General features: G+C 52.7%; 23 protein-coding genes and 1 other annotated feature. Of the genes, 10 read left to right on the forward strand and 13 right to left on the reverse strand.

Annotated features, from left to right (window positions below; translation table 11 throughout):
• Positions 1-280: hypothetical protein (locus tag WFN75_RS20065; RefSeq protein WP_336996712.1), on the forward strand; the 280-nt coding region annotated here is incomplete at its 5' end.
• A gap of 145 nt (positions 281-425) precedes the next feature.
• Here the strand turns inward: WFN75_RS20065 and clpB are convergent.
• From clpB to rluD, 3 genes are all read right to left on the reverse strand, one after another.
• Positions 426-2,999, reverse strand: a complete 2,574-nt coding sequence (gene clpB / locus WFN75_RS20070) for an ATP-dependent chaperone ClpB (protein WP_263617120.1) — start codon at positions 2,997-2,999, stop codon at positions 426-428.
• A 129-nt stretch (positions 3,000-3,128) separates the two neighbouring features.
• A complete protein-coding gene (gene yfiH, locus WFN75_RS20075) occupies positions 3,129-3,860 on the reverse strand; it encodes a purine nucleoside phosphorylase YfiH (protein ID WP_040074443.1) in 732 nt (243 codons plus the stop codon).
• A complete protein-coding gene (gene rluD, locus WFN75_RS20080) occupies positions 3,857-4,837 on the reverse strand; it encodes a 23S rRNA pseudouridine(1911/1915/1917) synthase RluD (RefSeq protein WP_046886231.1) in 981 nt (326 codons plus the stop codon). Before rluD ends, yfiH begins: the two co-directional genes overlap by 4 nt.
• A gap of 130 nt (positions 4,838-4,967) precedes the next feature.
• Between rluD and bamD the strand changes: the two genes are divergently transcribed.
• The 4 genes from bamD to pheA all read left to right on the forward strand — a co-directional run bounded on the left by bamD (position 4,968) and on the right by pheA (position 7,737).
• Positions 4,968-5,705: an outer membrane protein assembly factor BamD gene (gene bamD / locus WFN75_RS20085; protein WP_212476267.1), complete on the forward strand. Its 738-nt coding sequence runs from the start codon at positions 4,968-4,970 to the stop codon at positions 5,703-5,705.
• Positions 5,706-5,975: 270 nt separating this feature from the next.
• On the forward strand, positions 5,976-6,317 hold the full coding sequence (raiA, locus tag WFN75_RS20090; protein WP_032613238.1) for a ribosome-associated translation inhibitor RaiA: 342 nt from the start codon (positions 5,976-5,978) through the stop codon (positions 6,315-6,317).
• Between the two features lie 103 nt (positions 6,318-6,420).
• Positions 6,421-6,546, forward strand: a sequence feature (Phe leader region).
• On the forward strand, positions 6,422-6,469 hold the full coding sequence (locus WFN75_RS22715) for a hypothetical protein (RefSeq protein WP_411815397.1): 48 nt from the start codon (positions 6,422-6,424) through the stop codon (positions 6,467-6,469). Its footprint overlaps the feature before it by 48 nt.
• Before the next feature lie 30 nt (positions 6,547-6,576).
• Positions 6,577-7,737 carry a bifunctional chorismate mutase/prephenate dehydratase gene (gene pheA / locus WFN75_RS20095; RefSeq protein WP_263617117.1) on the forward strand — a complete coding sequence of 387 codons (1,161 nt, stop codon included), beginning with the start codon at positions 6,577-6,579 and terminating at the stop codon, positions 7,735-7,737.
• Here the strand turns inward: pheA and WFN75_RS20100 are convergent.
• From WFN75_RS20100 to aroF, 3 genes are read right to left on the reverse strand one after another with little or no spacing between them, the layout of a single operon-like run.
• A complete protein-coding gene (locus WFN75_RS20100) occupies positions 7,734-8,606 on the reverse strand; it encodes an SMP-30/gluconolactonase/LRE family protein (protein WP_263617116.1) in 873 nt (290 codons plus the stop codon). The genes pheA and WFN75_RS20100 overlap by 4 nt on opposite strands.
• A gap of 60 nt (positions 8,607-8,666) precedes the next feature.
• Positions 8,667-9,788, reverse strand: a complete 1,122-nt coding sequence (gene tyrA, locus WFN75_RS20105) for a bifunctional chorismate mutase/prephenate dehydrogenase (protein WP_263617115.1) — start codon at positions 9,786-9,788, stop codon at positions 8,667-8,669.
• A 10-nt stretch (positions 9,789-9,798) separates the two neighbouring features.
• Complete coding sequence (gene aroF / locus WFN75_RS20110) at positions 9,799-10,869, reverse strand: 3-deoxy-7-phosphoheptulonate synthase (protein WP_207292238.1); 1,071 nt, start codon at positions 10,867-10,869, stop codon at positions 9,799-9,801.
• Between the two features lie 214 nt (positions 10,870-11,083).
• Here aroF and WFN75_RS20115 point away from each other — a divergent pair, with 214 nt between their 5' ends.
• The 4 genes from WFN75_RS20115 to WFN75_RS20130 all read left to right on the forward strand — a co-directional run bounded on the left by WFN75_RS20115 (position 11,084) and on the right by WFN75_RS20130 (position 13,847).
• The gene (locus WFN75_RS20115; protein ID WP_263617114.1) at positions 11,084-11,458 is read left to right on the forward strand and encodes a DUF2799 domain-containing protein; all 375 of its coding nucleotides are present in this window, start codon (positions 11,084-11,086) and stop codon (positions 11,456-11,458) included.
• Between the two features lie 146 nt (positions 11,459-11,604).
• Positions 11,605-12,138 (forward strand): YfiR family protein, encoded by a 534-nt coding sequence (locus WFN75_RS20120; protein WP_263617113.1) that lies wholly within the window; start codon positions 11,605-11,607, stop codon positions 12,136-12,138.
• The gene (dgcN, locus tag WFN75_RS20125) at positions 12,131-13,351 is read left to right on the forward strand and encodes a diguanylate cyclase DgcN (protein WP_263617112.1); all 1,221 of its coding nucleotides are present in this window, start codon (positions 12,131-12,133) and stop codon (positions 13,349-13,351) included. The genes WFN75_RS20120 and dgcN overlap by 8 nt, the downstream gene beginning before the upstream one ends.
• 13 nt (positions 13,352-13,364) lie before the next feature.
• Positions 13,365-13,847 (forward strand): OmpA family protein, encoded by a 483-nt coding sequence (locus tag WFN75_RS20130; protein ID WP_263617111.1) that lies wholly within the window; start codon positions 13,365-13,367, stop codon positions 13,845-13,847.
• A 4-nt stretch (positions 13,848-13,851) separates the two neighbouring features.
• Here the strand turns inward: WFN75_RS20130 and WFN75_RS20135 are convergent, their stop codons facing one another.
• From WFN75_RS20135 to ffh, 7 genes are all read right to left on the reverse strand, one after another.
• Positions 13,852-15,219, reverse strand: coding sequence for a PepSY-associated TM helix domain-containing protein (locus tag WFN75_RS20135; protein ID WP_336996713.1), 1,368 nt, complete (start codon positions 15,217-15,219; stop codon positions 13,852-13,854).
• Positions 15,220-15,257: 38 nt separating this feature from the next.
• Positions 15,258-15,686: a DUF2946 domain-containing protein gene (locus WFN75_RS20140; RefSeq protein ID WP_263617109.1), complete on the reverse strand. Its 429-nt coding sequence runs from the start codon at positions 15,684-15,686 to the stop codon at positions 15,258-15,260.
• Positions 15,687-15,817: 131 nt separating this feature from the next.
• Positions 15,818-16,165, reverse strand: coding sequence for a 50S ribosomal protein L19 (rplS, locus tag WFN75_RS20145; protein WP_002914145.1), 348 nt, complete (start codon positions 16,163-16,165; stop codon positions 15,818-15,820).
• 43 nt (positions 16,166-16,208) lie between these two features.
• On the reverse strand, positions 16,209-16,976 hold the full coding sequence (gene trmD / locus WFN75_RS20150; RefSeq protein ID WP_040074388.1) for a tRNA (guanosine(37)-N1)-methyltransferase TrmD: 768 nt from the start codon (positions 16,974-16,976) through the stop codon (positions 16,209-16,211).
• A 30-nt stretch (positions 16,977-17,006) separates the two neighbouring features.
• On the reverse strand, positions 17,007-17,546 hold the full coding sequence (gene rimM / locus WFN75_RS20155; RefSeq protein ID WP_263617108.1) for a ribosome maturation factor RimM: 540 nt from the start codon (positions 17,544-17,546) through the stop codon (positions 17,007-17,009).
• Positions 17,547-17,561: 15 nt separating this feature from the next.
• On the reverse strand, positions 17,562-17,810 hold the full coding sequence (gene rpsP, locus WFN75_RS20160; protein WP_003863133.1) for a 30S ribosomal protein S16: 249 nt from the start codon (positions 17,808-17,810) through the stop codon (positions 17,562-17,564).
• Between the two features lie 271 nt (positions 17,811-18,081).
• Positions 18,082-19,443, reverse strand: coding sequence for a signal recognition particle protein (gene ffh, locus WFN75_RS20165; protein WP_046886243.1), 1,362 nt, complete (start codon positions 19,441-19,443; stop codon positions 18,082-18,084).
• 166 nt (positions 19,444-19,609) lie between these two features.
• Between ffh and WFN75_RS20170 the strand changes: the two genes are divergently transcribed.
• A complete protein-coding gene (locus WFN75_RS20170) occupies positions 19,610-20,401 on the forward strand; it encodes a cytochrome C assembly family protein (RefSeq protein ID WP_046886254.1) in 792 nt (263 codons plus the stop codon).
• Positions 20,402-20,405 lie beyond the last annotated feature (4 nt).

Consider the following 20,405-nt stretch of genomic DNA (forward strand, 5'->3'; position numbering starts at 1 on the left):
TTACGTGTTCACTCAGAGACTTGGTATTCATTTATTGTCCGAAGACATTAAGAATCCATGTCACTTTGAGTGCCCACACAGATTGTCTGATAAATTGTTAAAGAGCAGTGCCGCTTCGTTTTTCGCTGCGGCGCGGGGTGTGCATATTACGCTTTCCCGCTTCAGAGTCAAGCAATTATTTTTGCTTTTCTCCGGGATTCTTCAACCGCCTCACCGGGAGAACCCTTCTGACCCGGCGGCTTGCTTGCCGTTGTTCCGTGTCAGTGGTGGCGCATTATAGGGAGTTATTCCGAACCCGCAAGTACAAAGTTAAAAATATTTACCAACCGCTCACTATTTGGTCGATTTATACATCAGAGACGCATTATTGCCTGGTTTTTAAACAAAAACGAGCCGCAAGCGGCTCGTTTTTACTGTTTTGTGACTTACTGCACTGCCACAATGCGATCGTTGTTGGCTTCCAGACGGATAACCTTGCCCGGGATCAACTCCCCGGAAAGAATCTGCTGTGCCAGCGGGTTTTCTATCTGTTGCTGGATTGCTCGTTTCAATGGACGAGCACCATAAACAGGATCATAACCATTTGCACTCAGCAGCTTCAGCGCTTCGTCGGAAATATGAATTTCATAACCGCGCTCTTCCAGTCGTTTATACAGACGCTGCAACTGGATCTGGGCAATCGACGCGATGTGTTTCTCACCCAGCGGGTGGAATACTACGACTTCGTCGATACGGTTAATGAATTCCGGACGGAAGTTTTGGCTGACGACACCCAGAACCAGATCTTTCATATGGCTATAGTCCAGTTCACCAAAACGTTCCTGAATCAAATCGGAACCCAGGTTAGAGGTCATAATGACCACGGTGTTACGGAAATCAACCGTTCGCCCCTGCCCGTCGGTCAGACGGCCATCATCCAGTACCTGCAGAAGAATGTTAAACACATCCGGGTGCGCTTTCTCTACTTCATCCAACAGGATGACAGAATAAGGACGACGACGTACCGCTTCGGTCAGATAACCGCCCTCTTCGTAGCCGACATATCCCGGAGGCGCCCCGACCAGACGAGACACCGAGTGTTTTTCCATAAACTCAGACATGTCGATACGAATCATCGCGTCATCACTATCGAACATGAAGTTCGCCAACGCTTTACAAAGTTCCGTCTTACCGACCCCTGTTGGCCCCAGGAATAAGAACGAACCGATGGGACGATTAGGATCGGATAACCCTGCACGACTACGGCGGATGGCATTCGACACCGCCTCAACCGCTTCATCCTGGCCGATAACCCGATGGTGCAAATCCTGCTCCATGCGCAGCAGTTTTTCGCGTTCGCTCTCCATCATGCGCGCCACGGGGATGCCGGTCCAACGCGCCAGCACTTCCGCAATCTCTGCATCCGTCACTTTGTTACGCAGCAAGCGCATTGTTTTGCCTTCAGACTGGGTTGCAGCTTCCAGCTGTTTTTCGAGCTCCGGAATTTTGCCGTACTGCAGTTCAGACATGCGCGCTAAATCACCCACACGACGCGCCTGCTCAATCGCAATTTTTGCCTGCTCGAGCTCGGCTTTAATAGTCTGAGTACCGGAAAGAGAGGCTTTTTCTGCTTTCCACTCTTCTTCTAATACCGAATACTGACGCTCTTTGTCGTCCAGCTCTTCATTGAGCATGTCGAGACGTCTCTTACTGGCGTCGTCTGACTCTTTCATCAATGCCTGCTGTTCCAGCTTGAGCTGGATGATGCGGCGATCGAGCCTGTCGAGCTCTTCCGGCTTCGAGTCAATCTGCATACGAATGCTGGAGGCGGCTTCATCGATAAGGTCGATGGCTTTGTCTGGCAGCTGACGATCGGAAATGTAGCGATGCGATAAGGTTGCCGCAGCCACAATCGCCGGGTCAGTGATCTGCACATGGTGGTGCAGTTCATAACGTTCTTTTAAACCACGCAGAATGGCAATGGTGTCTTCGACCGTCGGTTCTGCAACAAACACCTTCTGGAATCGACGTTCCAGCGCGGCATCTTTTTCTATGTATTGACGATATTCATCGAGTGTAGTGGCCCCTACGCAGTGCAGTTCACCACGCGCCAGCGCAGGTTTCAGCATGTTGCCGGCGTCCATCGCCCCATCGGCTTTACCCGCGCCCACCATAGTGTGCAATTCGTCAATAAACAGGATGACATTACCCTCCTGTTTAGCCAGATCGTTCAGCACCCCTTTCAGACGCTCTTCGAACTCACCGCGGTATTTCGCCCCGGCCACCAGCGCACCCATGTCCAGCGCCAGTACGCGGCGGCCTTTCAGCCCTTCCGGTACTTCGCCATTGACGATACGCTGAGCCAGCCCCTCAACGATGGCCGTTTTACCGACCCCGGGTTCACCGATGAGTACCGGGTTATTTTTAGTACGGCGTTGCAGTACCTGGATAGTACGACGTATCTCTTCGTCACGGCCAATCACCGGGTCCAGTTTGCCCTGCTCGGCACGCTCGGTCAGATCGACAGTAAATTTTTTCAACGCCTGACGTTGGTCTTCGGCTCCCTGATCGTTCACGCCTTCACCTCCACGCATTTGATCGATCGCCTGAGTCACATTAGCAGTTGTCGCTCCGGCAGATTTCAGCAGGTCGGTCAGCGTGCCACGTGAATCAAGCACTGCCAGAACAAAGAGTTCCGACGAAATAAAATTATCCCCACGCTTCTGCGCCAGTTTGTCGCACAGGTTTAGCGCCCGCACCAGATCCTGAGATGGCTGCACATCGCCGCCGGTACCTTCTACCTGCGGTAGACGGCTTAATGCCTGATCGATGGCCGTACGAAGCTGCCCGACGTTGACGCCAGCAGAGGTTAATAAAGGACGTACTGATCCCCCTTCCTGATTCAGCAAGGCGCTCATTAAATGAAGAGGTTCAATAAATTGGTTGTCGTGCCCCAGTGCGAGTGACTGGGCATCAGCGAGAGCAAGCTGGAATTTATTAGTAAGACGATCCAGACGCATAACTCCTCCCATAACAGGTCAAATTTGCTACTGGAGATTAAATGAGGTCATCCCTCAATTATTCAAGGTGAATGACCTGAATTATGCGAAAAGAAAACTACACGTACCGGATCGTCTTGATTCTATAGGTTATATCAGCCAAATGAAACTTGCCATACGACCGGTGGTCTTGTCGCGACGATATGAGAAGAATTCGTCCCGTTCTGTGAAGGTGCACCGATCGCCGCCGTAAATTTGCGTCACACCCAGCGCGGCTAAGCGCTGACGCGCAAGCTGGTAAATATCGGCCATATACTTCTCACCGACTGGCGTGAATGCGCTGGCCGCCTGCGGGTCGGCGTGCATAAAGGCCTCTCGTACTTCGGGGCCTACTTCAAAGGCCTGAGGGCCGATTGCGGGCCCAAGCCAGGCGAGGATGTTATCTGGTGTATCGTTAAAACAGGCGATGGTCTCTTCCAGCACGCCGGCACACAGGCCTCGCCAGCCTGCATGGGCAGCCCCCACTTCCGTACCCGCGCGATTACAGAAAAGCACAGGTAAACAGTCGGCGGTCATCACGGCACAAACGGTACCCGGCGTATTGCTCCAGGAAGCGTCAGCACGTTTTGAAACGTAAGGTTCGCCGGTGAGTTTGAGCACCTGAGTGCCATGAACCTGTTCAAGCCAGACCGGTTTGGACGGCAACCGGCCAGCCGTAAACATACGGCGGCGGTTCTCTTCGACATGTTCTGGATTATCACCGCAGTGCGCCCCGAGGTTCAGTGAGTGCCAATCCCCTTCGCTGACGCCGCCAATACGCGTAGAACTACAGGCGGCCACACCTTCAGGCAGTGGCCATTGCGGGATAATCACTTTAGTCATAACCAGTCCACATCGTCCTTATGTTCTTCGAAATCGGCGCGCATGGCGTCGATAAGGTCCACCATATCCTGCGGAATAGGCGCATGCCACTCCATCTCAATACCGGAGATCGGGTGGTACAGACGCAGCATGGTCGCATGCAGCGCCTGGCGGTCAAATTTACGCAGTTCGGCGATGAACGCCTCCGACGCACCTTTCGGCGGACGCGGACGGCCACCGTACAGCTGATCGCCCACCAGCGGGTGAGTGATATGCGACATATGCACACGGATCTGGTGCGTACGCCCGGTTTCCAGACGCAGGCGCAAGCGCGTGTGGATACGGAAGTGCTCCATGATGCGATAGTGCGTCACCGCAGGTTTACCCATCGGATGCACTGACATATGCGTTCGTTTGGTCGGGTGGCGGCTGATCGGCTGCTCCACCGTGCCCCCGGCGGTCATATGCCCGATTGCAACGGCTTCATATTCACGGGTGATTTCACGCAGCTGCAGGGACTCTACCAGGCGCGTCTGCGCCGGAATAGTTTTCGCTACCACCATCAGGCCGGTGGTGTCTTTATCCAGACGGTGAACAATGCCCGCACGCGGCACATCAGCAATGGGCGGATAATAGTGCAGGAGTGCATTCAGCACCGTCCCGTCAGGATTACCTGCTCCTGGGTGGACAACCAGGTCGCGCGGCTTATTAATAACGAGGATGTCATCATCTTCGTAGACGATATTCAGCGGGATATCTTGAGGCTCAAAGCGAACTTCTTCTTCGATCTCAACATCAATGGCGACAACCTCCCCGCCTAACACTTTCTCTTTCGGCTTGTCCCAGACTTTGCCATTTACCAGCACGCGCTGGTCAAGGATCCATTCTTTTATGCGTGAACGCGAATAATCAGGGAACATTTCGGCCAAAGCTTGATCTAAGCGTTGACCGAGCTGATTTTCGGAGACTGTTGCGGTGAGTTCTACTCGTTGTGCCATGGACTGCTTCTTCGTTTAACGTTGGGTTTTACGGCTTTGCCGTTTAATATAGTGTGCTATTGTAGCTGGTCTTAATCGGGAGCAGGAAAGAGATTCTCCCGGACAAACATTTGAGGAAAGTCAAAACGTCATGACGCGCATGAAATATCTGGTGGCAGCGGCCACGTTGAGCCTGGCTTTGGTGGGCTGCTCCGGTTCAAATGAACAGGTCCCTGACAATCCGCCGAATGAAATCTATGCGACTGCTCAGCAAAAGCTGCAGGACGGTAACTGGAAACAGGCGATAACGCAACTGGAAGCGTTGGATAATCGCTATCCATTTGGTCCGTATTCGCAGCAAGTGCAGCTGGATCTCATCTACGCCTACTATAAAAACGCCGATCTCCCGCTGGCTCAGGCGACTATCGATCGTTTCATCCGTCTGAACCCGACTCATCCTAACATCGATTACGTGATGTATATGCGCGGCCTGACTAACATGGCGCTGGATGACAGTGCGCTGCAAGGCTTCTTCGGCGTGGATCGCTCTGACCGCGACCCGCAGCACGCTCGCGATGCGTTCAACGATTTCTCCAAGCTGGTTCGTGGTTATCCGAACAGCCAGTACGTGACCGATGCCGGAAAACGTCTGGTATTCCTGAAAGATCGTCTGGCTAAATACGAATACTCCGTTGCCGAATACTATACGCGTCGTGGCGCATGGGTCGCCGTGGTGAACCGCGTTGAAGGAATGTTGCGTGATTATCCGGATACGCAGGCTACGCGTAATGGCCTGAAGCTGATGGAAAACGCCTATCGCCAGCTGCAGATGAATGCCCAGGCTGAGAAAGTGGCAAAAATCATTGCTGCCAACAGCAGCAACACCTGATTTATCGCTTTCAAGAGAAACGGCAGCCCTCGGGCTGCCGTTTTTTTATGCGTTTAGTGATTTCGCTGAAGCGGTTTAGCCGCTACCAATCTAGTCAACTATGACCCCTAATCAGCTCTTCGACAAGGTTAAACTTACGTCTTCCTGTCCTGGCTCACAAAAAGAATGAACTGACAAAAAGTGACAAAATAACGTGATTTACATCACATATTTTGACATTAGAGACGGTATGCTGGAATCACCAAGACGGAAAGACAAGAGGTAAAATTTATGACAATGAACATTACCAGTAAACAAATGGAAATTACTCCGGCAATCCGCCAGCACGTCGCAGACCGTCTCGCCAAACTGGATAAATGGCAAACACACCTGATTAATCCACATATCATTCTGTCCAAGGAGCCGCAGGGCTTCATCGCTGATGCAACTATCAATACTCCTAACGGCCATCTGGTCGCCAGCGCAAAACACGAGGATATGTACACCGCTATTAACGATTTGATCAACAAGCTGGAACGGCAGCTCAATAAAGTGCAACACAAAGGTGAAGCCCGTCGCGCCACAACATCGGTGAAAGACGCCAGCTTCGCTGAAGAAGTTGAAGATGAGTAATCCTTTACATTGAGTCTATCGCCAACGCGCCTTCGGGCGCGTTTTTTATTGACAGGGTGAAAACAGTACAGGTACTTTAAGTCTGTCTTTACAAGGAATCTTCCCTGATGCTTAAACCGTTTTTCTTCGCATTCTTTTTTACCTTCCCCTGATTGGGAGGCGTTTCGTCGTGTGATAAAGAATGCGAAGACGAACAACAAGGCCTCCCACACCGGGGGGCCTTTTTTATTGATAACGATAATATGATTAAGGCAAAGCGATGACACAGGAAAACCCGTTACTGGAACTGCGCGATAAGATCAGCGCACTGGATGAGAGATTGCTTTCACTGCTGGCTGAACGCCGTACCCTGGCGGTTGAAGTGGGTAAAGCCAAGCTCGCCACTCATCGTCCGGTACGTGACATTGACCGCGAACGCGACCTGATGGAGCGGTTAATTCAGCTGGGTAAAGCTCATCATCTGGATGCGCATTATATTACCCGCCTGTTCCAGCTGATCATCGAAGACTCGGTGCTTACCCAACAAGCTCTGCTCCAGCAACATCTGAATAAAACCAATCCCCACTCTGCCCGTATTGCTTTCCTTGGCCCGAAAGGATCTTACTCGCACCTGGCGGCACGCCAGTATGCTGCTCGTCATTTCGACGAGTTTATTGAGAGCGGATGCGCGAAGTTTGCCGATATCTTTAACCAGGTAGAGACCGGCCAGGCCGATTACGCTGTGGTGCCAATCGAGAACACCAGTTCCGGGGCAATCAACGACGTTTATGACCTGCTGCAACACACCAGCCTGTCGCTGGTTGGCGAACTGACCATCCCCATTGACCACTGCGTGCTGGTCTCCGGCTCGACGGACCTGAGCCAAATTAAGACCGTTTACAGCCACCCACAACCTTTCCAGCAATGCAGCCAGTTTTTGAATCGCTATCCGGACTGGAAAATTGAGTACACCGAGAGCACCTCCGCTGCGATGGAGAAAGTTGCGCAGGCTAACTCCCCTACCGTGGCGGCACTGGGCAGCGAAGCCGGTGGTGCGCTCTATCATTTACAGGTGCTGGAACGTAACCTGGCAAACCAGACGCAAAATATCACCCGTTTTATTGTGCTGGCACGTAAAGCAATTAATGTCTCTGACCAGGTTCCAGCCAAAACCACGCTGTTGATGGCGACAGGACAGCAGGCGGGCGCGCTGGTTGAAGCGCTGTTGGTATTACGCAACCACAACCTGATCATGACCAAACTGGAGTCCCGTCCCATTAATGGCAACCCGTGGGAAGAGATGTTTTACCTGGATATCCAGGCCAACCTTGAATCTGCATCCATGCAGAGTGCCCTGCGTGAGCTAAGTGACATCACCCGCTCAATGAAAGTGCTGGGCTGCTATCCTGGCGAAAATATCGTGCCCGTCGATCCTGCTTAACGCTCGATAAAGAGGCTTTTCTTCACCCCTGCCACATTCACTGGCAGGGTGAAGATTGCGCCGGATAAAGGGTATTGCTTCACTTCTTCCGCGCTCATGTTTTCACGCGTGGTGGTAATAAAGAGCGTTTTCATATCCGCACCGCCAAAGCAGACCATGGTGGGGCAACGTACCGGCAGTTTATATTCCTCGAGCTGCTCGCCCATGGGTGAAAACCGGGCGATACGCCAGCCATCATACATGGCGCTCCAGTAACACCCTTCCACATCCATGGCCGCGCCATCCGGAATGCCTTCGCCCTCTACGAATTGACAGAACACTTCACGTTGGCCGGGCTCGGCCTGTTCATCGAGCGGAGTGCGATAAATCACCGCACTTGGCGTATCTGAGGTATACATCCACTTGCTATCCGGGCTGAAAGCCACCCCATTATGTCCCTGGATATCACACTGGATAACCCTGGGCGTAAGATCGTTATCAATACGCATCAGCATAGCCCCGTTATAATCCCCCGGCGCCCAGAACGTACCCGCGTAGAAACGTCCGAGAGGGTCAGTTCCGCCATCGTTGAAACGGGCAAGCTGCGGGTTAGAGGGGTTATCACAGACTTTACGCTGCAGGGTGCCGTTTTTATCCGTTAGCCAGATGGCATTACGCATGGCGACAATAAATCCGCCCCGCTCACGCAGCGCGAAACAGCCCACCTCTTCGTGAAAAGCCAGTACAGAATGTTCACCGTTGACCGGATGATAACGGTGGATCTCGCCCTCAAGAATATCTGCCCAGTAGAGAGCCTGTTCTTCCTCGCTCCAGGTTGGACATTCCGGTAAGTGCCCGGTGTAGTTAAACAGGCGCTGTAATTCAGCCATAACCGTTCCCCATAATGAAAAAAGCCAGCATTGCTGGCTTTTAGTATATACATCGCTGGATTACTGACGACTGTCATTTGCCTGTCGTAACAGTATTCGGCTCTCACTCTGGAAGCGCTGAGCGTAATCGCCAAACCAGTGTTCAACCTTGCGGAAACTGTCGATAAAGGCCTGTTTATCACCCTGCTCAAGCAGCGTTATGGCCTCGCCAAAGCGTTGGTAATAACGTTTGATCAGCGCCAGGTTGTTCATTGACGACATAATAATGTCGGCATAAAGCTGCGGATCCTGGGCGAACAGACGTCCGACCATAGCCAGTTCCAGACGATAGATAGGTGAAGACAACGACAGCAGTTGCTCAAGCTGTACGTTCTCTTCCGCCAGGTGCAGGCCATAGGCAAAGGTGGCAAAGTGGCGCAGCGCCTGAATGAATGCCATATTCTGGTCATGCTCAACTGCGCTGATGCGGTGCAAACGCGCGCCCCAGACCTGAATTTGCTCCAGGAACCACTGATACGCCTCCGGCTGGCGGCCATCACAATAGACCACCACCTGCTTCGCCAGACTGCCGCTGTCCGGGCCGAACATCGGGTGCAGACCTAGCACCGGCCCCTGATGGGCAGCCAGCATCGCCTGCAGCGGACCATTTTTCACGGACGCCAGATCGATCAGAATACAGTCTTTGGGTAATGGAGGCAGTTTAGCAATGATCTCTTCCGTCACGTGAATTGGCACGCTGACAATAACCATACCGGCGTCCGATACCATTGCTTCGGCCTGTGCCCAGTCCTCTTTTTCCAGAATACGCACCTGGTAGCCAGAAAGGGTAAGCATCTTTTCAAACAGACGCCCCATCTGGCCGCCACCGCCAACAATGACTACCGGGCGCAGCGAAGGACACAGGGTTTTAAAACCCTTATCGTTTTCGCTGGAGTAAGATTCACGCATTACACGGCGTAAGACATCTTCAATTAAGTCCGGTGAGACGCCCAGCGCCTCAGCCTCTTTTCGACGGGATGCCAGCATGGAGGCTTCACGTTCAGGTACATAAATTGGCAGGCCGTAATGACTTTTAACCTCGCCCACTTCGGCAACCAGCGACATCCGGCGCGCCAGCAAATCCAGCAGCGCCTTGTCCACCTCATCAATTTGATCGCGTAACGCGGTCAATTCAGCAACCATAACTACCCTCTTAAGCCAGACGCTTCGCCAGCTGGCCATTCAAATCTTTGTGGATCTCACGCAGCAGCGCATCGGTGGTTTCCCAGCTAATGCAGGCATCGGTCACGGAAACACCGTGTTTCATGGCGCTGCGAGGCTGTTCAGATGACTGATTTCCTTCATGGATATTGCTCTCGATCATCAAACCAATGATTGAGCGGTTGCCATCTTTAATCTGCGCTACCACCGATTCGGCCACCGCTGGCTGACGGCGGTAATCTTTGTTTGAATTACCATGACTGCAATCTACCATCAGCGCCGGGCGCAGTCCCGCCTGTTCCATCTCTTTTTCACACTGCGCGACGTCCGCCGGGCTGTAATTAGGGGCTTTGCCACCGCGCAAAATCACATGCCCGTCCGGGTTACCCTGGGTCTGCAGCAGGCACACCTGCCCGGCCTGGTTGATGCCCACAAAACGGTGAGGCATCGCGGCGGCACGCATGGCGTTAATCGCCGTAGCCAGGCTTCCGTCGGTACCATTTTTAAATCCAACCGGCATTGAAAGGCCAGAGGCCATTTCACGGTGAGTTTGTGATTCAGTGGTACGCGCGCCAATGGCTGACCAGCTGAACAGGTCCCCAAGGTACTGCGGGCTGTTCGGATCCAGTGCTTCGGTCGCCAGTGGCAGCCCCATACTGACCAGCTCCACCAGAAGATTACGCGCAATCTTCAGGCCTGCTTCCACATCAAACGAGCCATCCATATGAGGATCGTTAATCAGCCCCTTCCAGCCAACGGTGGTACGGGGTTTTTCAAAATAGACGCGCATCACCAGATAGAGGCTATCGCTGACCTCTGCGGCAAGGGCTTTAAATCGGTGAGCATATTCAATGGCAGTTTCAGGATCGTGAATAGAGCATGGACCGCATACCACCAGCAGGCGCGGATCGCGGCCAGCAATGATATTAGAGATGGTCTGGCGGGAGTGCGCGATTTGCGCTTCCTGCTCGATGCTCAGCGGGAATTCCGCTTTCAGTTGATCCGGGGTGATCAAAACATGTTCATCGGAAATATGTACGTTGTTCAGCGCGTCTTTTTGCATGATGGCGATCCTGGAAGCTCGTTTGCGATAGTTGTTTTCCTCAGTGAGGAGACCTAACCATACCATAACAAGTAAAGATTTCAATCCAAAATACGTACATAAAAGTTTACGAAAGGCTATTTTAATGAAAAAACAGCCCACAAATTCGTAAAGAATAAATTACAGTCCATATTCCTATTCGCCAGGCTATGCTGAAATAAAACGGAGAACATTGATGCGCCCGATTGCGATTTCACTGCTTTGCCTGCTGCTGGCTGCCTGTCAGGTCGACCCCTATACCCATCAACCTGACTGGACGGGCACCGACTGGTTCGATGCCGGAAAAGAAGATGCGCTGAGCGGTGCGGCGATCAAATCCAACGAAACGCTGGCCGATACCTATCACGATCCCGAAGTCGATCAGAGTCGCTATCTAAAGGGCTATAAAGCGGGGCAAGAGAAAATATGTCGGGAAGACCTTTTATTTGCCTGGGGTATGTCGGGAAAAATATTCCCGGCCAGCTGTGATACCGTAGAAAACAATAAGGAACTTCGACAAGCCTGGCAGCAAGGTATGGATGAAGGGACGCAATCGAGTCGTCTGAATTAATTATGACTTTCGCCCAGAATAGAATGCTTAGATTTTACTTAAGTCCCTAAAGAGATTTAGGGCCGTAATGACTGCCCAGATAAACGATGATATTCTTTCTGAGAATTTTCAGGACATATAATCCCTGGGCGGGGTAGCAGAATCTGGTGAGACACTCATTAACTATCTCCTGGCGCTGGGTCGCAGCGGCACTGTTTCTGTTTATTCCGTTCGGATTTGCAGCCAGTGCTACCTGGACTCAGACCGAAACGTCGGTCCGCGCGATTGTCTCTGGCATCGTCAGTTATACCCGCTGGCCTGGGCTGCAAAGCCAGCCCACGCTCTGTATCTTTTCCACCTCTCGTTTTACGCAAGTGCTGAGCGGGAGTGATAACGTACCTCTTCCTTACATACCGATTATTGTCCACAACGACCAGGAAGCACTGGGGACTGGCTGCAACGCCCTCTATTTTGGCAACGAATCACCGGAATCCCAGCAAGAATTAATCAACGCCTTTCATTCCCGCCCCTTATTATTAATCTCCGAACAAAACTCACAATGCCAAATTGGCAGTGCGTTCTGTTTGATATTTGACAGCGCCCGGGTGCGGTTCGCCGTCAATCTGGATGCACTTTCTCGCAGCGGCGTCAGAGTTAATCCGGATGTATTAATGCTTGCACGGAATCCAAAGCATGAATAAGGAAAATTATTCGACTCCGCGTCCAACGTTTAAACGTACGTTACGCCGTATCAGCCTAATTAGCGTCGTCATTACCATGACCCTGGTCTGGCTACTCCTTAGCATTGCTTCTGTGGTCACGCTGAAACAGTATGCACAAAAAAATCTGGCTTTAACCGGGGCCACAATGAGCCGCAGCCTGGAGGCCGCGATGGTATTCAACGATGCCACCGCCGCCAACGAAACACTCGCGACCCTGGGTAAGCAGGGACAATTTTCCGCCGCCGAGGTGGTAGACCACCACAACAAGCGCTTTGCTGCCTGGTCAATGGGACCAAATGATAATACTGACAAACTGGGCGCCCTGGTCAGCCGTTGGCTCTTCCCGCTGCCGGTCTCTCAGCCCGTTCAGCATAACGGCCAGACCATTGGCGAATTACGTCTTACCGCACGCGATAGCCTGATCGGCCATTTCCTGTGGACCTCTTTTGCCGTGCTCACCGGCTGTATTCTCTTCGCCTCGTTTATCGCGTTAACCATCACCCGCCGCCTGCATAACGGTGTGGTAGATGCGCTACAGAACATTACCGATGTGGTGCATGATGTGCGCTCGAACCGTAATTTCTCTCGTCGCGTGCAGCAGGAGCGCATCGACGAATTTCATCGCTTCGGTCAGGATTTCAATAGCCTACTGGATGAGATGGAAGAGTGGCAGTTGAAGTTGCAGGCTAAGAATGCGCAATTACTTCGCACAGCGATGCACGATCCCCTTACCGGGCTTGCCAACCGCGCAGCGTTTCGTACCAGCATCCATTCGCTGATGAATGACGCCGCCGCAAGCACCCGCTCTGCCCTGCTCTTTCTGGATGGCGACGATTTCAAACGGATTAACGATACCTGGGGGCATGCGGCCGGGGATTGTGTATTGATAGAAGTGGCCCGCCGTCTGGTGGAGTTTAGTAGCAATCGCCATCAGTCCTTCCGCCTGGGCGGGGATGAATTTGCGGTGATCTTGTATGACATCCACTCGGAATACGAAGTTCAGGATCTCTGCGCCGACATTGCGCAACGGTTTACTCCTCCATTTGATCTGCATAACGGCAACACAATAACAATGTCTTTGAGTATTGGTTCTGCTCTAACGTGGGAACATAGTTCGGTTGAACATTTACTGGAGCAGGCCGACAGAAATATGTACCGGGTAAAACACCGGCGCGCAAAAACAATATCGTAAAAAGGATGACACTATGTTCAGGCGTTATATCGCACCGCTAGTATTAGCTTCAGCAATGCTTACCGGATGTCAGGCACCGCAAGGGAAATTTACGCCGGAGCAGATTTCCGCTATGAAGTCATACGGCTTTAGTGAAGAGAATGGCGACTGGTCACTTGGGCTGTCGGCAAAGATCCTGTTCGGCAAAAACGAATATCAGCTACGCCCCGAAAGCGAGCAGCAGATCAAAACCATGGCATCGCGTCTTGCCGCAACCGGGCTTACCCATGCGCGCATGGATGGTCATACGGATAACTACGGTGAGGATAGTTATAACGAAAGTCTTTCGTTGAAACGGGCAAATGTGGTCGCGGATGCGTGGGCACAGGGTGCTCAGGTTTCTCGCAACAATTTCACCACTAACGGGTTAGGCAAGAAATTCCCGGTGGTAGATAACAAAACTGCCCAGGGACGTGCCGAAAACCGCCGCGTCGCGGTCGTTATCAGCACGCCCTGAGGCGTTATTTCATCGATTCTGCCAGTGAAAGCGCGGTGGCTTTGCGCCAGCGCAGCCAGTCAATCATGACAAACAGCACCAGACTGCATCCCATCACTGGCATCATCAAACCCAGCAGCACGCTAATCAACAGCGTGACCATCCGCCCCCAGATCGGTAAATCTTTCCAGCTCTGAAAGAGCATCTGGGCCGGATTCATCACATTATGTGCTGGCCTGCGCATCCACCACATGCGATAACCCCAGACAATCATCACGCACAGGCCAACGCCAAAGGCGATGAGGAGCAACTGATTCGGCAAGCCAAACAGCACACCCATATGCAGATCCACACCCCAGCGAGTTAACTTTGCCATTAGCGGATAATCGGCGAAACGAGCATGGTCGAGTACCCTCAGAGTGTGCGGATCCACCGCCACGGCATCCACCTGAGTAGGCCAGCCACGATCGATTTCCGTCACCGTCCAGGCCTGGGTGTCGCTTTTAGCCGGTCGAATTTCAAGGCGAGACGCATCAATACCTGCCGCTTTAGCCGCATGCAGCACACCGTCGAATAGCGTCAAATCCGGTTTAACCGCAGGCATCGGCATGCTCATTCCATGCCCATGATGTTCAGCATGCGGATCGGCAGCCATCGCCGGCCCCTGCAATTGCGTATTCACCTGTGGCGTCATCCATCCCATCTGCACGCGCAGTTTATCTACGTTGCCGCCTGCCCACTGTGACCAGGTGAGTCCGGTAGCAGAAAAGAGCAGCATACCGACCAGCAACGTCCAGCCGAGGGTGACATGTAGCCGACGACGATTCTGGAAACGATTATTAATGCGACGTTTCGGCCGGGTGATAAACCACAATGCGATTCCGCCAAGGGCAGCAATCCACATCCATGAGGCGGCCAGCTCGCTATACAGGCGGCCAACATCTCCCAGCAGCAGCGAGCGATGCAGGTAATCAATTTTCTGGCGCAGTGGCAGGATCCCACTGGTACCGTAAACGGTCATGTCGCCCCGAACAGCGAGGCTCACGGGATCGATAAAAATCGCCCGGTTTTCCGAGGCAGACAGTTCAGGGTCGGCATACATGACCCGGGTGGTTTCACCCGCAACCAAACCCGGACGTACAGCATGCAGACGCAACTCGCCGCCCGTCACCTTGTCTGCTGCAGCAATTTGCTCTGCCAGCGGCCGCGCAGGCCCCTGTGAATCGGTATGCAGGGCCTGATGATAAAGCGCCTCTTCCAGCTGTGGGGTGGCGACATACAGCGTGCCGGAGAGCGCGGCAATAAAGATAAAGGGCCCGACAAACAGACCAACGTAAAAGTGTAAGCGACGTAATAGGTTGCCCCATGCCGCGCGCGGAGTGCAGGTAGTCATACTTTTCCTTTTAAGGCAAAAAGTTATCGATTGTATTTTTAAAGGGAAAAAGCAGACCGGCGCGGCGGTGCACGCGTATCAGGGTAAAGCCAGGGGAAGAAGTACCAGTGTTTAACAACCGGCCGCGCTGGGGTGACCCGCTGTCTTAACAACATTCCGGCAAGCAGCACAACCAGCGCCAGGAGTAGCCCTGGAACATGCGCCAGGAGCACGCAGTAGCCACAGGCTTCAGCGTGATCGATAGGCAAGCTTTCTGGTGTGTTGTGAGACATGTCGTGAGGCATGTCATGGGGCATCGCATGATGCTCTGCCATGCTCATTTCATGGTGCATCCCGGGCATGGCGCTCATGGGATCTCTATTGAGCGATACTGAAATTAACGGCGCGACAACGATCAGCAGGATCGCAAACAGCGCGGACCATGCCGCTGCGCGTTGCCATCTTTTTAGCTGCCGATTTAACGTCATTATTCCTCCAGTAAAGCGCGGGTATTGTAAACGATTTATGTCGAAAGGGTTAACGCGAGAGAGAGGATGAGATAAAAAAAGGGCCAACCTTTCGGTCAGCCCTTTTTAACAGGATGTCGCTTAAGCGAATCTTAGTTCAGACGCTCTTTAATACGAGCAGACTTACCAGTACGCTCACGCAGGTAGTACAGTTTAGCTTTACGTACAGCACCACGACGTTTAACAGCAATGCTGTCAACTACCGGAGAGTGAGTCTGGAAGACACGCTCAACGCCTTCGCCGTTGGAAATTTTGCGAACAGTGAATGCAGAGTGCAGACCGCGGTTACGAATAGCGATAACCACGCCCTCGAATGCCTGCAGACGTTTTTTGGAACCTTCAACAACCCATACTTTCACTTCCACGGTATCACCCGGACGGAAGGAAGGTACGTCCTGCTTCATCTGCTCTTGTTCAAGTTGCTTAATAATGTTGCTCATAATTTAATCTCTTATCCTGGGTAAACTGATATTCGGGAGCGTATTACGCATTCCCATCATGTTCATGCTGCTGGTGCGCGTGTTCTCTTTTGAACTCGGCCAGCAACTTTGCTTGCTCTTCAGTCAGAGCCAGGTTTTCCAGAAGTTCAGGTCTTCTAAGCCAGGTTCGGCCCAGCGACTGCTTCAGGCGCCAGCGACGTATCTCGGCATGGTTTCCAGACAGTAATACTGCCGGAACCTCCATCCCTTCTAACACTTCAGGACGAGTATAGTGGGGGCAATCCAGCAACCCGTCAGCAAAGGAATCTTCCGTTGCTGATGCTTCATGTCCCAGTACACCCGGAACAAACCGGGCCACGGAGTCAATCAGCGTCATTGCCGGTAACTCACCACCGCTGAGAACGTAATCGCCGATAGACCATTCTTCGTCAATCTCGGTTTGAATTACGCGCTCATCTACACCTTCGTAGCGCCCACAGACCAGAATCAGCTTTTGATTCGTCGCCAGCTCGCTCACGCCCGCTTGATCAAGCTTGCGTCCCTGAGGTGACAGATAAATCACCTTCGCGCCTTCACCTGCCGCGGCTTTAGCTGCTGCGATGGCATCCCGTAAAGGTTGAACCATCATGAGCATCCCCGGTCCGCCGCCGTAAGGACGATCGTCCACGGTACGGTGCCGGTCATGCGTGAAATCACGAGGACTCCAGCTTTCGATGCTCAGCAGGCCATTTTTTACTGCCCGGCCAGTTACCCCGTAATCGGTAATCGCGCGGAACATTTCAGGAAACAGGCTGATTATGCCAATCCACATAGCGCCGTCTTTTACCGTTTTCAGGAGAATTTAAAAACCAGGATCCCAATCTACTTCAATCGTTTGAGTAGAGAGATCGACTTTCTTGATAACCTGTCCATCGAGGAACGGAACCAACCGCTCCTTGATGCCAAATGCATCTTTCAGGTTTGCCTTAATAACGAGAACGTCATTTGACCCGGTTTCCATCATATCGATGACTTTCCCCAGGCTGTAGCCTTCGGTAGTGACCACCTGGCAACCCATAAGGTCTTTCCAGTAGTAGTCGCCCTCTTCCAGCTGTGGCAACTGCGACGAATCCACGACAATTTCACAATTAGTCAGTGCATTCGCGGCATCACGATCATCTACGCCTTTCAGCTTGATGATGATGTCCTGATTGTGGTGACGCCAGCTTTCCAGCTCGACTTCGACCCACTTACCGGCTTTCTGGATAAACCAGGGCTGGTAATTAAAAATGCTATCAGCGTCTTCAGTGGAGGAAAACACTCTGAGCCAACCACGGATACCGTAGCAAGAACCCATTTTGCCCAATACAATCGGTTCAACAGGTGCTTTATTGCTCATCATGACCACCGTGACAGATTAAGCTGCTTTGTTTGCTGCTTTGATCAGCGTAGCAACGCGATCGGAAACAGTAGCGCCCTGGCCAACCCAGTGAGCGATACGATCCAGATCCAGACGGGTTTCTTCTTCTGCGCCAGCGGCCAGTGGGTTGAAGAAACCAACGCGCTCGATGAAGCGACCGTTGCGTGCATTACGGCTGTCAGTAACAACAACCTGGTAGAACGGACGCTTTTTAGCGCCGTGACGTGCTAAACGAATAGTTACCATAACATCCTCTTGTGTGAATAAAACAACCGGGCCCCATCGAGGAACGGAGCCCGGGTGTCATATTAAAAGCCCGAAAATTTTACTGATTTCTGGGGAAAATGCAATCAGCATATGCTTCACATATGCCAAACAAGGGTTATAAGGCGTATATCGGTGCAGCCAGTTTAGTTTCGGCGTGCGCGCAGAAAGCGGAGCGTACACGTAGTACGTGAGCATTTCGAGCACACCCCGGAGCTAAAATGGCAAACAAGATAGCCTTATATCCCTTGTTTTAGCGGCCTGGGAATCCTGGGGGCATCATCCCCTTCATCCCGCGCATCATCTTCGCCATACCGCCCTTCTTCATCTTCTTCATCATGCGCTGCATGTCGTCGAACTGTTTCAGAAGACGGTTTACGTCCTGCACCTGCATACCGCAGCCGGCTGCGATACGACGTTTACGCGAACCTTTGATGATTTCTGGCTTCGCACGTTCTTTCAGCGTCATCGAATTGATAATCGCCTCCATACGTACCAGCACCTTGTCATCCATCTGCGATTTAACGTTGTCCGGGATCTGGCCCATGCCCGGCAGTTTGCCCATCAGGCTTGCCATGCCGCCCATGTTTTTCATCTGGCGCAGCTGCTCAAGGAAGTCGGTCAGGTCGAAGCCATCGCCTTTCTTCAGTTTATTCGCCAGCTTCTCAGCCTGAGCGCGGTCAACTTTGCTTTCGATATCTTCGATCAGGGACAGGACATCGCCCATGCCGAGGATACGCGAGGCGATACGATCCGGATGGAACGGCTCCAGCGCTTCGGTTTTCTCACCCACGCCGAGGAACTTAATCGGCTTACCGGTGATATGACGAATAGAGAGCGCCGCACCACCGCGGGCGTCACCGTCCACTTTGGTCAGTACCACGCCGGTTAACGGCAGCGCTTCGTTAAACGCTTTGGCGGTATTGGCCGCATCCTGACCGGTCATGGCGTCAACAACAAACAGGGTCTCTACCGGATTGATAGAGGCATGCACCTGCTTGATCTCGTCCATCATCGCTTCGTCAACGTGCAGACGACCGGCGGTATCCACCAGCAGCACGTCGTAGAATTTCAGCTTCGCTTCTTTCAGCGCCGCGTTAACGATGTCGACTGGCTTCTGGGCAACGTCGGACGGGAAGAAATCCACGCCAACCTGCTCGGCCAGGGTTTCGAGCTGCTTGATCGCCGCCGGGCGATAGACGTCCGCAGAAACAACCAGCACTTTCTTCTTGTGCTTCTCGCGCAAGAATTTACCCAGCTTACCAACGCTGGTGGTTTTACCTGCACCCTGCAGGCCCGCCATCAGCACGACCGCAGGTGGCTGAGCCGCCAGGTTCAGCACCTGGTTCTCTTCGCCCATCGCCGAAACCAGTTCATTACGAACGATTTTGACGAACTCCTGCCCTGGGGTCAGGCTCTTGTTAACTTCATGGCCAACCGCTTTCTCTTTCACACGGTTGATGAATTCACGCACGACCGGCAGCGCCACGTCGGCTTCGAGCAGCGCCATGCGGACTTCGCGCAGCGTCTCTTTAATATTCTCTTCGGTAAGGCGTCCGCGGCCGCTGATGTTGCGCAGCGTGCGCGACAAACGATCGGTTAAATTATCAAACATTGTCTCTCGCCTGGGGTAGAAACGTTGGGTCGCTCATGCGACACATACACAGAATTTTGCCGGAGTATAACATGAAGGCGGCTTTGTTGTTATGCAACGGTTGGAGCAGGCGTCACGTAACGTTATACTGCTTCTCTTTCTTATTAAGACAACTGTCGACACCTATATGCCTGTTTTCGCACTGATCGCCCTTGTTGCCTACTCCATCAGCCTTGCGCTGATTATTCCTGGCCTGCTGCAAAAAAACAGCGGCTGGCGGCGCATGGCTATTTTGTCGGCGGTGATAGCGCTGGTGAGTCACGCCTTTGCACTGGAGTCGCGCATCATTCCTGGCGACGGCAGCGTGCAAAATCTGAGCGTGTTGAACGTCGGTTCGCTGGTTAGCTTGATGATCTGTACGGTGATGACTGTCGTCGCCTCCAAGAACCGCGGCTGGCTGTTGCTGCCTATAGTGTACGCGTTTGCGCTGATCAACCTCGCCTTTGCCACCTTCGTCCCGAACGAATACATCACCCATCTGGAGACGACGCCCGGGATGATGGTGCATATCGGTCTGTCGCTCTTCTCCTATGCCACGCTGATTATTGCTGCGCTGTATGCCATGCAGCTGGCATGGATCGATTATCAGCTCAAGAACAAAAAGCTGGCCTTTAGTCATGAAATGCCGCCGCTGATGGTGATTGAGCGTAAAATGTTTCACATCACTCAGGTTGGCGTCGTCCTGCTAACACTCACGCTCTGTACCGGCCTGTTTTACATGAACAATCTGTTCAGCACTGAGAATATCGACAAAGCCGTCCTCTCTATCGTGGCGTGGTTTGTCTATATTGTCCTGTTATGGGGCCATTATCATCAGGGCTGGCGTGGCCGCCGCGTGGTCTGGTTCAACGTAGCGGGCGCTGGCATCCTGACGCTGGCCTACTTCGGTAGCCGCGTTATACAGCAATTTGTTAGTTAGCAAC

Origin of the sequence: Leclercia sp. UBA7405 (assembly GCF_037152215.1) — a bacterium.
Taxonomy (GTDB): Bacteria; Pseudomonadota; Gammaproteobacteria; order Enterobacterales; family Enterobacteriaceae; genus Enterobacter; species Enterobacter pneumoniae.

Bases quoted from the DNA above. Each gene is read 5' to 3' on its own strand.
- aroF (WP_207292238.1), bottom strand. From the start codon at position 10,869: ATGCAAAAAGACGCGCTGAACAACGTACATATTTCCGATGAACATGTT.
- rpsP (WP_003863133.1), bottom strand. From the start codon at position 17,810: ATGGTAACTATTCGTTTAGCACGTCACGGCGCTAAAAAGCGTCCGTTC.
- yfiH (WP_040074443.1), bottom strand. From the start codon at position 3,860: ATGACTAAAGTGATTATCCCGCAATGGCCACTGCCTGAAGGTGTGGCC.
- rluD (WP_046886231.1), bottom strand. From the start codon at position 4,837: ATGGCACAACGAGTAGAACTCACCGCAACAGTCTCCGAAAATCAGCTC.
- bamD (WP_212476267.1), top strand. From the start codon at position 4,968: ATGACGCGCATGAAATATCTGGTGGCAGCGGCCACGTTGAGCCTGGCT.
- trmD (WP_040074388.1), bottom strand. From the start codon at position 16,976: ATGTGGATTGGCATAATCAGCCTGTTTCCTGAAATGTTCCGCGCGATT.
- WFN75_RS20140 (WP_263617109.1), bottom strand. From the start codon at position 15,686: ATGACGTTAAATCGGCAGCTAAAAAGATGGCAACGCGCAGCGGCATGG.
- rplS (WP_002914145.1), bottom strand. From the start codon at position 16,165: ATGAGCAACATTATTAAGCAACTTGAACAAGAGCAGATGAAGCAGGAC.
- tyrA (WP_263617115.1), bottom strand. From the start codon at position 9,788: ATGGTTGCTGAATTGACCGCGTTACGCGATCAAATTGATGAGGTGGAC.
- WFN75_RS20115 (WP_263617114.1), top strand. From the start codon at position 11,084: ATGCGCCCGATTGCGATTTCACTGCTTTGCCTGCTGCTGGCTGCCTGT.
- WFN75_RS20100 (WP_263617116.1), bottom strand. From the start codon at position 8,606: ATGGCTGAATTACAGCGCCTGTTTAACTACACCGGGCACTTACCGGAA.
- dgcN (WP_263617112.1), top strand. From the start codon at position 12,131: ATGAATAAGGAAAATTATTCGACTCCGCGTCCAACGTTTAAACGTACG.
- pheA (WP_263617117.1), top strand. From the start codon at position 6,577: ATGACACAGGAAAACCCGTTACTGGAACTGCGCGATAAGATCAGCGCA.
- ffh (WP_046886243.1), bottom strand. From the start codon at position 19,443: ATGTTTGATAATTTAACCGATCGTTTGTCGCGCACGCTGCGCAACATC.
- clpB (WP_263617120.1), bottom strand. From the start codon at position 2,999: ATGCGTCTGGATCGTCTTACTAATAAATTCCAGCTTGCTCTCGCTGAT.
- WFN75_RS20135 (WP_336996713.1), bottom strand. From the start codon at position 15,219: ATGACTACCTGCACTCCGCGCGCGGCATGGGGCAACCTATTACGTCGC.
- rimM (WP_263617108.1), bottom strand. From the start codon at position 17,546: ATGATGAGCAATAAAGCACCTGTTGAACCGATTGTATTGGGCAAAATG.
- WFN75_RS20130 (WP_263617111.1), top strand. From the start codon at position 13,365: ATGTTCAGGCGTTATATCGCACCGCTAGTATTAGCTTCAGCAATGCTT.
- raiA (WP_032613238.1), top strand. From the start codon at position 5,976: ATGACAATGAACATTACCAGTAAACAAATGGAAATTACTCCGGCAATC.
- WFN75_RS20170 (WP_046886254.1), top strand. From the start codon at position 19,610: ATGCCTGTTTTCGCACTGATCGCCCTTGTTGCCTACTCCATCAGCCTT.